The organism is Streptomyces sp. NPDC044704, from assembly GCF_056433525.1.
Genome location: NZ_JBWKGY010000011.1, coordinates 115,227 through 131,369 on the forward strand (window position 1 = coordinate 115,227; position 16,143 = coordinate 131,369).

A 16,143-nucleotide genomic window follows, 5' to 3' on the forward strand; every position below is an offset into this window, starting at 1 on the left:
CCGCACCCCGAACTACCAAGAAGGCGGCAGCACATGGGTATGACGACTCCCCAGGTCGTCGTCCACCGGGACAAGGAGCTGATGGCCCAGGCCGCGGCGGCCCGGCTCATCACGAAGATCGTGGACGCGCAGGCCGCCCGCGGCAGCGCCTCCGTGGTCCTGACCGGCGGCCGCAACGGCAACGGCCTCCTGGCGGCCCTGGCCGCCGCCCCCGCCCGGGACGCGATCGACTGGGCCCGCCTCGACCTGTGGTGGGGGGACGAGCGGTACCTCCCCGCGGACGACCCCGAGCGCAACCACACCCAGGCCCGCGAGGCCCTCCTGGACTCCGTCCCGGTGGACCCGGCCCGCGTGCACGTGATGCCCGCCTCCGACGGCCCGTACGGCGCCGACGTGGACGCGGCCGCCGCCTCGTACGCGGCCGAACTGGCCAAGGCGGCCGGCCCGGAGGACCACGGCCCGGTCCCCCGCTTCGACGTACTGATGCTGGGCGTCGGCCCCGACACCCACGTGGCGTCGCTGTTCCCCGAGCACCCCGCCGCGCGCGAGACGGAGCGTACGGTCGTCGGCGTCCACGGCGCCCCGAAGCCGCCGCCCACCCGGGTCTCCCTCACCCTCCCGGCGATCCGGGCGGCCCGTGAGGTCTGGCTGCTCGCGGCCGGCGAGGACAAGGCCGGCGCGGTCGCCATCGCCCTCGGCGGCGCGGGCGAGGTCCAGGCCCCGGCCGCGGCCGCCTACGGCCGCAGCCGCACCCTGTGGCTCCTGGACCGCGCGGCCGCTGCCGAACTGCCGTCGGACATGTACCCGCCGGCCTCCGCCTGACCGGTCCCGGAAACGTACGGAGGGCCCGGCCCGCACACCGGAAACGGTGCGCGGGACGGGCCCTTCGCCGTGGGTCAGGCCCGGCCGCGCAGCTCGCGGTAGGCGGCCACCAGGGTCCGCGTCGACGGGTCGAGGGACTCGGTGCCCGTGCCCTCCGTCAGGGCCGGCTCCACCCGCTTGGCGAGGACCTTGCCCAGCTCGACGCCCCACTGGTCGAAGGAGTCGATGTTCCACACCGCGCCCTGGACGAACACCTTGTGCTCGTAGAGGGCGATGAGCTGGCCCAGGACCGCCGGGGTCAGGTCGCCGGCGAGGATCGTCGTCGTCGGGTGGTTGCCCTGGAAGGTCTTGTGCGGGACGAGTTCCTCGGCCACGCCCTCGGCCCGTACCTCGTCGGCGGTCTTGCCGAAGGCCAGCGCCTGCGTCTGCGCGAAGAAGTTCGCCATCAGCAGGTCGTGCTGGGCGACCAGCCCGGGCAGCAGGTCGGCCACCGGCCGGGCGAAGCCGATGAAGTCGGCGGGGATCACCCGGGTGCCCTGGTGGATCAGCTGGTAGTACGCGTGCTGGCCGTTGGTTCCGGGCGTGCCCCAGACCACCGGACCCGTCTGCCAGTCCACCCGGTTGCCCTCGCGGTCGACGGACTTGCCGTTGGACTCCATGTCCAGCTGCTGCAAGTAGGCGGTGAAGCGCGACAGGTAGTGGCTGTAGGGCAGTACCGCGTGCGACTGCGCGTCGAAGAAGGCCCCGTACCAGACGCCCAACAGGCCCATCAGGAAGGGGGCGTTCTGCTCGGGCGGCGCCGTGCGGAAGTGCTCGTCCATCGCGTGGAAGCCGCGCAGCATCTCGCGGAAGGCGTCCGGGCCGATGGCGATCATCAGCGAGAGGCCGATGGCCGAGTCGAAGGAGTAGCGCCCGCCGACCCAGTCCCAGAAACCGAACATGTTGGCCGTGTCGATGCCGAACGCGGAGACCTTCTCCTCGTTGGTGGACAGCGCCACGAAGTGCCGGGCCACGGCCTCGTCGCCGGCGCCCAGTTCCGCGAGCAGCCAGTTCCGTGCCGAGGTGGCGTTGGTGATGGTCTCGATGGTCGTGAAGGTCTTCGAGGCGATGATGAACAGCGTCTCGGCCGCGTCCAGGTCCCGGACGGCCTCGTGCAGGTCGGCGCCGTCCACGTTGGACACGAAGCGCACGGTCAGCGAGCGGTCGGTGAAGGCGCGCAGCGCCTCGTACGCCATCGCCGGACCGAGGTCGGAGCCGCCGATGCCGATGTTGACGACGTTCTTGATCGGCTTGCCGGTGTGGCCCTTCCACTCCCCCGACCGCACCCGGTCGGAGAAGGCGGCCATCTTGTCGAGGACCGCGTGCACGCCGGGTACGACGTTCTCGCCGTCCACCTCGACGACGGCGTCCGCGGGGGCGCGCAGGGCGGTGTGCAGGACCGCCCGGTCCTCGGTGGTGTTGATCTTCTCGCCGCGGAACATGGCGTCCCGCAGCGCGGCCACGCCGGTCGCCGACGCGAGTTCGCGGAGCAGCGCGAGCGTCTCGTCCGTCACGAGGTGCTTCGAATAGTCGATGTACAGGTCCCCGACCCGCAGCGTGTAGTTGGTGCCCCGGTCGGGGTCCGTCTCGAACAGCTCCCGCAGATGCGTGTGCCCCAGCTCTTCGCGGTGCTTGCCGAGCGCGTTCCACTCGGGCGTCCGGTCGAGCCTCGTACGGCTGTCTGCGTTCATCTCGGACATCAACCCACTTCTTCCTGTCCTGTTGTGCCCCGCCACCTCCAACCTAAGGGATCCGAAGGGGGACAACGCACACAAAGGGGCCCGGCCCGCGGGATTCCTCATCCCACGGGCCGGGCCCCCGGTCACTCTTGAGTGCGGCTCAGGTCGCCGCCGAGCCTCAGATCTCGCCGCGGAGCTTCGCGAGCGCCTCGGCGAGGATCGCCTCGCCGTCGGCGTCGGTGCGGCGCTCCCGCACGTACGCCAGGTGCGTCTTGTACGGCTCCGTGCGCGGCGGGGCGGGCGGGTTGTCCCGGTCCTGGCCGGCCGGGAATCCGCAGCGCGGGCAGTCCCAGGTGTCCGGCACCTGCGCGTCACTGGCGAAGCTCGGCTGCGTCTCGTGCCCGTTCGAGCACCAGAAGGAGATGCGCAGACGGGGCGCGGACTCACCGCGCTCGGCCTCGCCCATCGGCCCGGCTCCGACCCGACTTCCACGAATCGCGTTGCCACTTGCCACGGTCGTAACTCCCTGCGTGATGGTGCCGCGGAGCGTGAGGGATGTCCGCTGCGGGCGCCCCAGTCTACGTAAGGCCCAACGCACGTCCAGCAACCGGAGTTACTCGCTCCAGGCTGTGGCCGCCGGGTCCCATGATAGGCCGGGGGGCGCCGGCCGGACGGCCGGAACGGCGAGAACGGTCAGCTGCTCGACTTCATGATCAGGCCGAGCGCGACGATGCACGCGAACCACAGGAGGCCGACCACGACGGTGATGCGGTCCAGGTTGCGCTCCGCCACGGAGGAACCGCCGACCGACGACTGCATGCCGCCGCCGAACATGTCGGAGAGGCCGCCGCCCTTGCCCTTGTGCATCAGCACGAGCAGCATCAGCAGGGCGCTGAAAACGACCAGGGCGATCGAGAACCCCATAATCACGGCTGATTCCTACTTTCTGGGCATTCTGGGCTTTCAGGTTTCACCGGACCTGCGACGGGCGCGGGGGCCAGCGGCTGTCTGTGCAGCCCCTGGCCCCCGCAAGGGTACGACGGATCCGCCCTACCGCATACTCACTGGTCGCGGAAGCGGACGATCTTGACGAACTCGTCCACGTCCAGTGCCGCGCCGCCGATCAGGGCCCCGTCGACGTCGGGCTGGGCCATGATCGCGGCGATGTTGCCGGACTTCACCGAGCCGCCGTACTGGATGCGGACCTTGTCGGCCAGCTCCTGCGAGTACAGCTCCGCGAGACGGCCGCGGATCGCCCCGCAGACCTCCTGCGCGTCCTCGGGGGTGGCGACCTCGCCGGTCCCGATCGCCCAGACGGGCTCGTACGCGATCACGATGGACTCGACCTGCTCGGCCGGGACGTCCTTGAGGCCGCCGTCGACCTGCTTCAGCGTGTACGGGACCTGCTCGCCGGCCTTGCGGACGTCGAGGCCCTCGCCGACGCACAGGATCGGGGTGATCCCGTGCTTGTAGGCGGCCTTGACCTTGGCGTTGCAGATCTCGTCGTCCTCGCCGTGGTACTGGCGGCGCTCGCTGTGGCCGACGGCCACGAAGGAGCACTTCAGCTTCGACAGCATCGGGCCGGAGATCTCGCCGGTGTAGGCACCGGAGTCGTACTGCGAGATGTCCTGGGCGCCGTACTTGATCTTCAGCTTGTCGCCGTCGACCAGGGTCTGGACCGAGCGCAGGTCGACGAAGGGCGGCAGGACCGCGACCTCGACGGCGTCGTAGTCCTTGTCGGCCAGGGCGAAGGAGAGCTTCTGGACGTGGGCGATGGCCTCGAGGTGGTTGAGGTTCATCTTCCAGTTGCCCGCCATCAGCGGGGTGCGGCCGTTTTCAACTGCGGTCATGTGGGTTCAGCCCTCCAGGGCAGCGAGGCCGGGGAGCGTCTTGCCTTCGAGGTATTCGAGGCTTGCGCCGCCACCGGTGGAAATGTGGCCGAATGCCTTCTCGTCGAAGCCCAGGATGCGGACCGCGGCGGCGCTGTCGCCGCCGCCGACCACGGTGAAGGCGTCGCTGTCGACGAGGGCCTGCGCGATGGCGGTGGTGCCGCCCGCGTAGTCGGGGTGCTCGAAGACGCCGACCGGGCCGTTCCAGAAGACGGTCTTGGCATCGGCGATCTTCGACGCGTAGAGCTCGCGCGTCTTCGGGCCGATGTCCAGGCCCTCCTTGTCGGCGGGGATCTTGTCCGCGGCGACGGTGTCGAAGACCGCCGGGGCCTTGGTCTTCAGGTCCGGGAACTCGGCCGAGACCAGGACGTCGACCGGGAGGACCAGCTCGACGCCGGTCTTCTTGGCGCGCTCCATGTACTCCGTGACGACCGGGATCTGGTCTTCCTGGAGCAGGGAGATGCCGACCTCGTGGCCCTGGGCCTTGAGGAAGGTGTAGGCCATGCCGCCGCCGATGAGGATGCGGTCGGCCTTGCCGAGCAGCTCGTCGATGACGGCGAGCTTGTCGGAGACCTTGGCGCCGCCGAGGACCACGACGTAGGGGCGCTCGACCTCGTCGGTCAGCTTCTTCAGGACGCCGACCTCGGTGGCGATGAGGTAGCCGGCCGCGTGCGGGAGGCGGGCGGGCAGGTCGAAGACCGAGGCGTGCTTGCGGTGGACGGCGCCGAAGCCGTCGCCGACGTAGACGTCCGCCAGCTCGGCGAGCTGGTCCGCGAAGGCGCCGCGCTCGGCGTCGTCCTTCGAGGTCTCACCGGCGTTGAAGCGCAGGTTCTCGATCACGGCGACCTGGCCGTCGGCGAGGGCGGCGACGGTCTCCTTGGCGGACGCGCCGACGGTGTCGGTGGCGAACGCGACCTCCGTGCCGAGCAGCTCGCCGAGGCGGGCGGCGGCGGGGGCGAGGGAGAACTCCGGCTCGACGCCGGTGCCCTTCGGGCGGCCCAGGTGCGAAGCGACGACCACGCGGGCGCCGGCTTCGGCGAGCTTCGCGACGGTCGGCCGGACGGCGCGGATGCGGCCGTCGTCGGTGATCGTGGTGGTGCCCTTGGCGAACGGGACGTTGAGGTCCGCGCGGACGAATACCCGCTTGCCCTGGACGCCCTCGGCGAGCAGTTCGTCGATCGTCTTCATGCTGTTCCTACTCCTTTGATGCCTTCACCCGAAGGGCGAGGAAGGGAGAACGAGGCAAGCAACAGGGCCCGTGCCGCGCTCCATCGCGCTGCCCGGACCCTGTGCTCACATCGTGGTGCCTTGCCCTGCGTACTTAGAGCTGACCGCCGACGAAGACGGTGAGGTCGACGAGACGGTTGGAGTAGCCCCACTCGTTGTCGTACCAGCCGACGACCTTAACCTGCGTCCCGTCCTGCACCATCGTCAGGGAGGAGTCGAACGTGCAGGAGGCCGGCCAGTTGACGATGTCCGAGGACACGATGGCGTCCTCGGTGTAGTCGAGGATGCCCTTCAGCTGGCCCTCGGAGGCCTTCTGGAACGCGGCGTTGATCTCTTCCACGGTGGTCTCGCGGGAGAGCTCCAGTACGAGGTCGGTGACCGAGCCGGTGGGGACCGGGACGCGCATGGCGATGCCGTCCAGCTTGCCCTTGAGCTGCGGGAGGACCAGCGCGGTGGCCTTGGCGGCACCGGTGGAGGTCGGGATGATGTTCTCGGCGGCGGCGCGGGCGCGGCGCAGGTCCGAGTGCGGGAAGTCCAGGATGCGCTGGTCGTTCGTGTACGCGTGGACCGTCGTCATCATGCCCTTGACGATGCCGAAGTTCTCGTCGAGGACCTTGGCCATCGGCGCCACGCAGTTGGTGGTGCAGGAGGCGTTGGAGATGACGTGGTGGTTGGCCGCGTCGTACTTGTCGTGGTTGACGCCCATCACGATCGTGATGTCCTCGTCCTTGGCCGGAGCCGAGATGAGGACCTTCTTCGCGCCGGCCGCGATGTGCTTGGCGGCGTCGGCCTTCTTCGTGAAGATGCCGGTCGACTCGATGACGATGTCGGCGCCCAGTTCGCCCCAGGGGAGGTTCGCGGGGTCGCGCTCGGCGAACGTCTTGAAGGTGTTGCCACCCACCGTGATGGTGTCCGCGGTGTGGGAGACCTCGGCCTTGAGGCGGCCCAGGATGGTGTCGTACTTGAGCAGGTGCACCAGAGTGGCGTTGTCAGTCAGGTCGTTGACACCGACGATCTCGATGTCCGCTCCCTGCTCCAGGAGCGCACGGAAGTAGTTGCGGCCAATTCGGCCAAAACCGTTGATGCCTACGCGGATCGTCACGAACCGATCTCCTCGTTGGTGCGCCGGTCTGTCCGCCGGCGAGCTGTATGGGATGTCCCCGACCGCTTACGACCCTACCTCTCCGTGAGCTTCCAAGTGACATCGGCCGGGGCCTGACACGCCCCGGAGCCCCGTACCACTGGTGCTGGTACGGGGTCCTGGGACTTTGTGCCCCGTCACTCAGGGTGAGTGACGGGAGGGGTGCTGATCAGCGGTTCAGCGCCCGGAGCGCCTTACCGACGAGTACGGCACGATCGGCCGTGGCCGGCACGTGTTCCAGCCCGAAGCCGAGGAGCACGGTGTCACGCGTAGTGACCGCGGCGTAGGACTTGAACAGTTCGCCGGTCCTGGACCAATCGCCCGGAACATCGGGACTTCCGGCCGGGGCGCCCGGGACGGTCCAGCCGCCGAGGGAGGTTTCGAAGCCCTCCGCGGCCTGGTCGGCTCCGGCCACGTTCAAGCGGGCCTCGTCTGCGAACACGCCGCGGCCGCCGGAGCCCGGGTCGGTGATGTAGGCGAGGGAGACCTCGACGGACTTGCCGGCGTAGGCGCTCAGGTCGAAGGAGACCTGCTTCCAGCCGCCGGAGGAGCCGGTGAAGCTGTTCCAGGTTCCGCTGGAGCCCTTCGGCGCGCAGCCGCCCGCCTCCACGGTGAGGTAGCGGCGCAGGAAGGGGTGGCCGTTGACGAAGAACCCGGCCCCGCACTCCGCCGGGACGGCGGCCGAGGTCAGTCCGCCCGCGTCCGGGAGCGTGGTCCAGTCGTCCCCGCCGGCCGTACGGGCCTCCAGCGCGGCGTGGTCGTAGCCCTCCTCGGTGTTCCAGTTGAGGGCCAGCTTGAGCTGCGGCTTGTCGGCGGCGGTGACCTTGGTGAGGTCGATGGTGCGGGTGAGCCGGCGCCAGTCGTCGTCGTCATGGGTGGCCGAGGCCATCCCGGTGCCGGCGTACGGGGCGTACGGGTTCTTCACTCCGGCGTACTGGCCCGCCTGCGCGCTCTTGAACTGCGGGAACTGCGCGGGCGCCAGGGTCTCGGAGGTCACGGTGTAGGCGCCCGGGGCGTTGAGCGGGTTGCCCGCGGCGTCGCCCAGGCCGCCCTTGCCGCCGGTCAGCGCGCCCGCTCCGGTGAAGCCGGTGGGGCCGGTGACGCCGGCCCGGCCGTAGGCGCCGAGCCAGTACTGGCTGAAGTCGTTGGTCACGGCCCGGCCGACCTGGGCGTTGCCGCCCGCCAGTTCACCGGACTCGATGAGCTTGCCGCCCTCGTTGAGGAAGTCGCGGACCGCCAGCTGGGTGTCGCCGCCGGGGGTCTTGGCGCCCGTGTAGTGGACGACGGTGCCGAAGTGCGACAGCACCCCGAGGTGGTGCGGGGCGCCCTGGGTGGCCACGTCCCAGACGGCCGCGGACTTTCCGTTGGCGCGCAGCGCGTCGACGTAGGCCGAGGCGTGCTGGGCCTTGGCGCCCTCCTCGGCCACGACCAGGACGTCCGCGCGGGGCCGCTCGGCGACGGTGTACGTGAAGTGCTCGCTGGAGACCTGCCCGCCGGAGCGGTCGCGGCCGGTGAACCAGACCTCGACCTTGTCACCGGGCCGGGTGCCGTCGACCTCGGCCCGGTACTCGTCGAACCAGTTGTTGTCCTCGCCGCCGTAGGTCTCGCCGCCCTTCCAGGGCTCCAGCTCCTCGTCGTGGGTGCGGCCGCCGTTGACGCGGAAGTTGAGTTCCTTGTCGCGCAGGGACTTGCGGGCGGTGACGGAGACCGTCTGGTCCTCGCCGCGGGCGACGTAGGAGGTCGTGAACGGGTCCGGGGTGAAGTCCGCGGCGCTCAGGCCGACGGCGGAGGCCGGCCGGTCGGGGTGCGCGGCGCTCTCGCCGACGGTCAGCGCGAAGGGGACGTTCTTGGCGAACTCCGCCTGGATGAGCTTCTCGTCGTCCGGGAAGTTGAAGCCGGAGGCGCAGTCCTCGGGCTTCCACCGGTCGTTCGGGTCGATCTCGGAGGCCGTCTGGCAGGTGGTCATCTCGGGCGTGAACATCATGGCGCCGTTGACGTTCGCGGCGTGTCCGTCGGCCTCGCCGTTGGTGGTGTACAGCTCGGAGGAGAGCTGCGGGTAGTAGCCGGGGACGGCCGGGTTCTCCGGGGTGCCGGCGAGCGCCTTGTAGGCGACGTCGTCCGGGGTGGGGGTGGCCACCTGCCAGCCGACGCCGTAGAGGATCAGTTCGGACGCGGAGTGGTAGTTGATGGCGTACTCGAAGCCGATGCGCTTCTGGAAGGCGTCCAGGGCGCGCGTCTCGGGCTCGGAGGCCGCCTTGGGGCCGCGGTAGGTCTCGCTCGCCTCGTTCGGCGAGGAACCCTCGTTGTCATAGCCCCACTTGTAGGAGAAGTTGCGGTTGAGGTCCACGCCGTCGCCGGCGCCGATCTTGCCGTCGCCGTTGTTGTCACGGAGGTTCTTGCGCCACAGGCGGGCGTCGTCGGCGGTGAACGTGTGGTCGTAGCCGTCGGGGTTGGCGGAGAGCAGGAACCAGAGCTCGGTGGAGTCCACCAGCTTCGTGATCCGCGGGTCCTTGCCGTAGTTGTCGAGGGTGTGGTGCATCAGCCGCCGGGTCATCTCGGGGGTGATCCACTCGCGGGCGTGCTGGTTGGACATGTAGAGCACGGAGGGCTTGTCGCCGTCCTTGGCCTTCTTGGCGTTCTTGGTCACCTTGAGGGCGAGGATGTCCTTGCCCTGGACGGTCTTGCCGATGGAGACGACCTTGGTGAGCGCCTGGTGCTGCTGTGCCGTGCGCAGGATCTCCTCCCCCAGGCCGCCGCCGCCGCTGTAGGGGCGGAACACCCCGTCCCCGGCGGCCTTGGCGCGGGCCAGGCCCTGGGCGGGGACCTTGCGTTCGGCGAGTGCGATCCCCTGGGCGGCGAGCTGCTCGGCCTGGTCGCCGGTGAGGAAGAGCTCGACCTTGGCCGTCCCGGTCTCCGGGGCACGCTCGGCGAGTTCGTGGGCGTCCTGGCCGGCTGCCAGGACGAGCGGGACCTGCTCGCGGGTGATGTCGGCGTCGTAGACCCGCACCTCGTCGGCGCCGGATGCGGTGCCGGGCACGGGCTGGGCCTGGGCCGTCGCGGGTAGTGCGGCCAGTGTGGTTCCGAAGACGAGTGCGCTTGCGGCGAGGATCGTTCTCGCGCGGTGCCTCATGTGCCCCCCTGGGCGTCGTCTGCCACGAAAGCGTGCGGACGCCAGGCTCACGACCGGCCCGTGCTCATGTCAATGGGGCATACCGCGAAGGGCCCGCACGGGTGAGCGTGCGGGCCCCTGTCGGCGTACGGGTGCGGCCGGGTCAGCCGGCCATGTTGTCGGCCAGTTCCTCGCTGAGGTCGAGGTTGCACTCGGTGCCCGGGATGCCGAGGTCCTGGGCCCGCTTGTCGGCCATGGCGAGCAGGCGGCGGATCCGGCCCGCGACCGCGTCCTTGGTCAGCGGCGGGTCGGCCAGTGCGCCGAGCTCCTCCAGGGAGGCCTGCTTGTGCTCCATGCGCAGCCGGCCGGCCGCGGCGAGGTGCTCGGGGACCTCCTCGCCGAGGATCTCCAGCGCGCGTTGCACGCGGGCTCCGGCGGCCACCGCGGCCCGCGCCGAGCGGCGCAGGTTGGCGTCGTCGAAGTTGGCGAGGCGGTTCGCGGTGGCGCGGACCTCGCGGCGCATCCGGCGCTCTTCCCAGGCCAGCACCGATTCGTGGGCGCCGAGGCGGGTCAGCAGGGCGCCGATCGCGTCGCCGTCGCGGACCACGACCCGGTCCACGCCGCGCACCTCGCGCGCCTTGGCGGCGATGGAGAGCCGTCGGGCGGCGCCGACCAGGGCCAGGGCGGCCTCCGGTCCGGGGCAGGTGACCTCCAGGGAGGAGGACCGGCCCGGCTCGGTGAGGGAGCCGTGGGCCAGGAAGGCGCCGCGCCAGGCCGCCTCCGCGTCACAGGTGGCCCCCGAGACCACCTGCGGGGGCAGACCCCGGATGGGGCGGCCGCGGCCGTCCACGAGGCCGGTCTGGCGTGCCAGCTGGTCGCCGCCCGCCACGACCCGGACGACGAAGCGGCTGCCCCGGCGCAGACCGCCCGGGGCCATCACGACCAGGTCCGAGGAGTGTCCGAAGATCTCCAGGATGTCCTTGCGCAGCCGGCGGGCGGCGATACCGGTGTCCAGTTCCGCCTCGATGACGATGCGGCCGCTCACCAGGTGCAGCCCGCCCGCGAACCGAAGAATCGCCGAAACCTCCGCCTTCCTGCAGCAGGTCCGGGTGACGGGCAGGCGGGAGATCTCATCCTTCACCGCGGGCGTCATCGCCATGGGCCGATCCTTCCATGCATCCGAAAAATACGGTCGTACGCGGCGGCCAGCAGCTCCGGGTCGTGTTTCGGAGAGCCGTCCTGTCGGGCCACCGGCGCCAGCTCGACCGCGGCACCGAACCGTTTTGCGGCATCGGAGAGGGACTCGCGGTCGGGCACGGCGGCCTCGTCGGCCAGCACCACGTCCAGGGCGAGTTTAGGGGCGTGTCGGGCCAAAACCTCCAAATGACGCTGCGGAGAGAAGCCTTCTGTTTCGCCGGGCTGCGGTGCGAGGTTCAGCGACAGGACGCGCCGCGCCTTCGTCTGGACCAGCGCGTCGAGCAGTTCCGGCACCAGCAGGTGCGGGATGACGGAGGAGAACCAGGACCCCGGACCGAGGACCACCCAGTCGGCGTCGAGCACCGCGGCGACGGCCTCGGGCACCGCCGGCGGGTCCCTCGGCACGACCTGGACGGAGAGCACCTCACCGGGGGTGAGGGCCACCGTGGCCTGTCCCCGGACGGTGTCGACGTCCTCCGGGCGGGCCGGATCGTGCCCCTTGACGAGCGCCTGGAGTTCCAGCGGCACCGCCGACATCGGCAGGACGCGGCCCTGCGCGCCCAGCAGTTTCCCGACCAGGTCGAGGGCCTGGACGGGGTCCCCGAGCTGTTCCCACAGGGCCACGATCAGCAGGTTGCCGACGGCGTGCTCGTGCAGGTCGCCGCGCGACTGGAAGCGGTGCTGGATGACGCGGGACCAGGTCTGGCCCCACTCGTCGTCCCCGCACAGCGCGGCCAGGGCCTTGCGCAGGTCGCCGGGCGGCAGGACGCCGAGCTCCTCCCGGAGCCGGCCGCTGGAGCCGCCGTCGTCGGCGACGGTGACCACCGCGGTGAGCTCACCGGTGATCCGGCGCAGCGCGGCGAGGGAGGCCGACAGCCCCATGCCGCCGCCGAGGGCGACGACCTTGGGGGCGACCACCTTGGGTGCCGCGCCGCGGCGGCCGGTGCGGCCCGCGCCCTCCTCGCCCGTGGGGGCGAGGCGGCGCAGGCGGCGCAGCCGCAGGGTCCGTCCGGTCACTCGCGCCCCATGTCCCGGTGGACGACGACGGTCTCGACTCCCTCGGAGGCGAGGCGGGCGGCGAGCTTCTCGGACATGGCCACGCTGCGGTGCTTGCCGCCCGTGCAGCCGACCGCGATGGTCACGTACCGCTTGCCCTCGCGGCGGTAGCCGGTGGCGATGAGCTGGAGCAGCTCGGTGTAGCGGTCGAGGAACTCCTTGGCGCCGGGCTGGCTGAAGACGTAGCCCGACACCTCCTCGTTGAGCCCGGTGAAGGGGCGCAGCTCCGGGACCCAGTGCGGGTTGGGGATGAAGCGGCAGTCGACGACGAGGTCCGCGTCGACGGGGAGGCCGTACTTGTAGCCGAAGGACATGACGGTGGCCCGCAGCTCGGGCTCCTCGTCGCCGGCGAACTGGGCGTCCATCTTGGCGCGCAGTTCGTGGACGTTCAGGCTGGAGGTGTCGATGACCAGGTCCGCGTCGCCGCGCAGCTCGCGCAGCAGGTCGCGCTCGGCGGCGATGCCGTCGGTGATGCGGCCGTCGCCCTGGAGGGGGTGCGGGCGGCGGACCGACTCGAAGCGGCGGACCAGGGCGTCGTCGGAGGACTCCAGGAAGACGATGCGCCGGGTGACGCCCTTGCTGTCGAGGTCCGAGAGGGACTCGCGCAGCGCGTCAAAGAACTGCCGGCCCCGGACGTCGACGACGACGGCGATGCGCGCCACGTTGCCCTGGGAGCGGGCGCCGAGCTCCACCATGGTGGGGATCAGCGCGGGCGGCAGGTTGTCGACGACGAACCAGCCGAGGTCCTCCAGGCACTTGGCCGCCGTACTGCGGCCGGCTCCGGACATGCCGGAGATGATCACCAGCTCGGGGATGGCCGCCTCGGCGTTGTCGCCGGGCTCCACGGTCGTGCCCGTACTCACCTGTGCTCCGTCTCGGTCGTGCTCGGTCTTGCGTTCGGACTCGTGCTCGGTCATTGCTCGGTCCCCCGTTCGGACGATGCTCCCGCTGGCGCGGGGGTCTCGTCCTCCATGATCTCTCCTGTCGCCGTGTTGACGGCAGGACCAGCGGGAACCGCCTGGGCGAGGGCCGCGGCCACGGTCTCGGCCGTCTTGCGGCCTATGCCCGGGACCTCGCAGATCTGGTCGATTGTCGCCTGTCTCAGCTTCTTCACCGAACCGAAGTGTTTGATCAAGGCCTGCTTGCGGCTCTCGCCGAGGCCGGACACCTCGTCCAGCGGCCCGGACCGCAGCCGCTTGCCGCGCTTGCTGCGCTGGTACTGGATGGCGAACCGGTGGGCTTCGTCACGGACCCGCTGGAGCAGGTACAGGCCCTCGCTGGTGCGGGGCAGGACGACGGGGTCGTCCTCTCCGGGCAGCCAGACCTCTTCCAGGCGCTTGGCCAGGCCGCACACCGCCACGTCGTCGACGCCGAGCTCTTCCAGGGCCCGCTTGGCGGCGGCGACCTGCGGCTGACCGCCGTCGACCACGACCAGCTGCGGCGGGTAGGCGAACCGCTTGGGCCGGCCGTCGTCCTCGGCGGGGACCTCGCCGCCCCGCAGGGCCGCGGTGTCCTCGGCGTGCCCGGTGTGCTCGGCGGTCTCGGCGGTCTCGGCGGTCTCGGCGTTCCGGGCGTCCTCGGGGGACCACTCCCCCGTCTTCAGCTTCTCCTGGAGGTAGCGGCGGAAGCGGCGGGAGACGACCTCGTGCATGGAGCGGACGTCGTCCTGCCCCTCGAAGGACTTGATCTGGAAGCGGCGGTATTCGCTCTTGCGGGCGAGTCCGTCCTCGAAGACGACCATGGAGGCCACGACGTCGTCGCCCTGGAGGTGGGAGATGTCGAAGCACTCGATGCGCAGCGGGGCGCTGTCCAGTTCCAGCGCCTCGGCGATCTCCTCCAGGGCCCGGGAGCGGGTGGTGAGGTCGCCGGCCCGCTTGGTCTTGTGCAGGGCGAGGGACTGCTGGGCGTTGCGGTGGACGGTCTCCATGAGGGCCTTCTTGTCGCCGCGCTGCGGGATGCGCAGGCTGACCAGCGAGCCGCGCCGCTCGGCGAGCCACAGGGCCAGCGCCGGGGTGTCCTCGGGGAGCGCCGGGACGAGCACCTCCTTGGGGACGGCCTCGCCCTGCTCCTCCCCGTAGAGCTGCTGGAGGGCGTGCTCGACGAGTCCGGCGGTGTCCACGGCCTCGACCTTGTCGGTGACCCAGCCGCGCTGGCCGCGGACGCGGCCGCCGCGGACGTGGAAGATCTGCACGGCGGCTTCGAGCTCGTCCTCGGCGACGGCGATCAGGTCGGCGTCGGTGGCGTCGGCGAGGACGACGGCGTTCTTCTCCATGGCCCGGCGCAGGGCCCCCATGTCGTCGCGCAGGCGGGCCGCCTTCTCGTACTCCATCTCCTCGGCCGCCTCGTGCATCTGCTGTTCGAGGCGGGAGAGGTAGGTGCCGGTGCGGCCTGCCATGAAGTCGCAGAAGTCCTCGGCGAGTTCGCGGTGCTCCTCGGGGGTGACCCGGCCGACGCAGGGCGCGGAGCACTTGCCGATGTAGCCGAGCAGGCAGGGCCGGCCGATCTGCGCGGACCGCTTGAACACGCCCGCGGAGCAGGTCCGTACCGGGAACACCCGGAGCATCAGGTCGACGGTCTCGCGGATGGCCCAGGCGTGCCCGTACGGGCCGAAGTAGCGCACGCCCTTCTTCTTGGGGCCGCGCATCACCTGGACGCGGGGGTACTCCTCGTTCATGGTCACGGCGAGGGAGGGGTAGCTCTTGTCGTCCCGGTACTTGACGTTGAACCGGGGGTCGAACTCCTTGATCCAGGAGTATTCGAGCTGGAGCGCCTCGACCTCGGTGGAGACCACGGTCCACTCGACGGAGGCGGCGGTGGTGACCATCGTGGCGGTGCGGGGGTGCAGGCCTGCGACGTCCTGGAAGTAGCTGGCCAGGCGTTGGCGCAGGCTCTTGGCCTTCCCGACGTAGATCACCCGGCGGTGCTCGTCGCGGAACTTGTAGACCCCCGGGGAGTCGGGGACCTGCCCAGGCTTGGGGCGGTAGCTGGAAGGGTCGGCCATGCCGCCCACCCTACTGTCGCGCACCGACAACCGGCCGTACCCGCCGCCTCCGGCACCTCCCCGGGCCCGCCCCGCCGGCGTCCGCCGCCCCGGCCGCGGCGGGACGGGTCGGGGCGGGGCGGGCCCGAGCCGGAGGGCCCGGCCCCTGGAGCGGAGCCGGACCCTGCGGGCGGGGAGGCGGGTGGTCAGGGCCGGCGGGCCGCCGGGCTCCGGCGGCGCAGCACCAGCACCCCCGCTCCGGCCAGCGCGAGCGCCCCCGCTCCGGCCCCGGCCAGCAGGCCGACCGGTGCTCCCGACGCGGGCGGGGCCGGCTCCGCGAAGCCGCCCGCCGCGCCCCGCCGGGCGTACGCGGAGCCGGGGAGCTTGTCCCCGTACGCCTGCGTCACGCGGACCCGGTACGCGGCGAGGCTGGTCCCCCCGGCGCCGACGGCCCGCTCCGCGTCCTCGTCCAGCGGCAGGACACGCCCGCCGGCGGCGACGTACCAGGCGTCGGTCTGGGGTTCGCGGAACACGGTGCCGCCGGGGAGTCTGGCCGCGCCGAGGCCGGCGTAGCGGAATTCGTCGTCGCCGGTGGCGATGTTCACCACCTGCCAGCCGGTCTCCGTCTTCGCGGTCCACAGGGCGGCCTGCTGGCCGTCGGAGGAGACCGCCTTGGTGGCGAGGAACTCCAGGCGGGCGACGTCCGCGCCGGACTTGCCGGCGACGAAGTCCGGGGAGAGGTAGTGGACGGGTACGGTCTCGCCCTCGATCCGGGGCTGCGCCGCGGTGAGCGACACCTTGCCCTCGCGGGAGAAGAACCGGGAGAGGGTGGCCAGGGTTTCGGGCGCGGCGGCCGCCTCCCGGGCCTGCGCCGTGGTCTCGGCGGTGGCGGTCCGCGGCTGCGGGACGGGTGCGGCGGCGGCCTGTCCGCCGAGGGTGAGTACGGCGGTGGCGGCGAGGGCCGCGACGGCGGCGCGGCGCGCGGCCCGGGGTGCGGGGGTCAT

13 protein-coding genes are annotated in these 16,143 nt (G+C 71.4%); 1 reads left to right on the forward strand and 12 read right to left on the reverse strand.

The annotated features are described in order from the left end of the window. Positions 1–39 precede the first annotated feature (39 nt). Positions 40–822 (forward strand): 6-phosphogluconolactonase, encoded by a 783-nt coding sequence (gene pgl, locus AC07B0_RS25475; RefSeq protein ID WP_478898996.1) that lies wholly within the window; start codon positions 40–42, stop codon positions 820–822. A 74-nt stretch (positions 823–896) separates the two neighbouring features. Here the strand turns inward: pgl and pgi are convergent, their stop codons facing one another. From pgi to AC07B0_RS25535, 12 genes are all read right to left on the reverse strand, one after another. After that, on the reverse strand, positions 897–2,552 hold the full coding sequence (gene pgi, locus AC07B0_RS25480) for a glucose-6-phosphate isomerase (RefSeq protein WP_356879784.1): 1,656 nt from the start codon (positions 2,550–2,552) through the stop codon (positions 897–899). Positions 2,553–2,718: 166 nt separating this feature from the next. Then, complete coding sequence (locus AC07B0_RS25485) at positions 2,719–3,054, reverse strand: RNA polymerase-binding protein RbpA (RefSeq protein ID WP_007263454.1); 336 nt, start codon at positions 3,052–3,054, stop codon at positions 2,719–2,721. A 179-nt stretch (positions 3,055–3,233) separates the two neighbouring features. Then, positions 3,234–3,464 (reverse strand): preprotein translocase subunit SecG, encoded by a 231-nt coding sequence (gene secG, locus AC07B0_RS25490; protein WP_356879786.1) that lies wholly within the window; start codon positions 3,462–3,464, stop codon positions 3,234–3,236. Between the two features lie 137 nt (positions 3,465–3,601). Then, positions 3,602–4,390, reverse strand: coding sequence for a triose-phosphate isomerase (tpiA, locus tag AC07B0_RS25495; protein WP_478898997.1), 789 nt, complete (start codon positions 4,388–4,390; stop codon positions 3,602–3,604). Between the two features lie 6 nt (positions 4,391–4,396). Then, positions 4,397–5,617, reverse strand: coding sequence for a phosphoglycerate kinase (locus AC07B0_RS25500; RefSeq protein ID WP_356879730.1), 1,221 nt, complete (start codon positions 5,615–5,617; stop codon positions 4,397–4,399). 133 nt (positions 5,618–5,750) lie between these two features. Next, on the reverse strand, positions 5,751–6,758 hold the full coding sequence (gap, locus tag AC07B0_RS25505) for a type I glyceraldehyde-3-phosphate dehydrogenase (protein ID WP_356879732.1): 1,008 nt from the start codon (positions 6,756–6,758) through the stop codon (positions 5,751–5,753). Between the two features lie 208 nt (positions 6,759–6,966). Then, positions 6,967–9,927, reverse strand: coding sequence for a M14 family metallopeptidase (locus AC07B0_RS25510; RefSeq protein WP_478898998.1), 2,961 nt, complete (start codon positions 9,925–9,927; stop codon positions 6,967–6,969). Between the two features lie 142 nt (positions 9,928–10,069). Then, the gene (gene whiA, locus AC07B0_RS25515) at positions 10,070–11,065 is read right to left on the reverse strand and encodes a DNA-binding protein WhiA (RefSeq protein WP_356879736.1); all 996 of its coding nucleotides are present in this window, start codon (positions 11,063–11,065) and stop codon (positions 10,070–10,072) included. Further along, positions 11,056–12,120 carry a gluconeogenesis factor YvcK family protein gene (locus AC07B0_RS25520; protein ID WP_467291330.1) on the reverse strand — a complete coding sequence of 355 codons (1,065 nt, stop codon included), beginning with the start codon at positions 12,118–12,120 and terminating at the stop codon, positions 11,056–11,058. The genes whiA and AC07B0_RS25520 overlap by 10 nt, the downstream gene beginning before the upstream one ends. Further along, the gene (rapZ, locus tag AC07B0_RS25525) at positions 12,117–13,076 is read right to left on the reverse strand and encodes an RNase adapter RapZ (RefSeq protein WP_356879740.1); all 960 of its coding nucleotides are present in this window, start codon (positions 13,074–13,076) and stop codon (positions 12,117–12,119) included. The genes AC07B0_RS25520 and rapZ overlap by 4 nt, the downstream gene beginning before the upstream one ends. Next, positions 13,073–15,160, reverse strand: a complete 2,088-nt coding sequence (gene uvrC, locus AC07B0_RS25530; protein WP_478866017.1) for an excinuclease ABC subunit UvrC — start codon at positions 15,158–15,160, stop codon at positions 13,073–13,075. Before uvrC ends, rapZ begins: the two co-directional genes overlap by 4 nt. Before the next feature lie 185 nt (positions 15,161–15,345). Beyond that, positions 15,346–16,143, reverse strand: coding sequence for a hypothetical protein (locus AC07B0_RS25535; protein ID WP_469380306.1), 798 nt, complete (start codon positions 16,141–16,143; stop codon positions 15,346–15,348).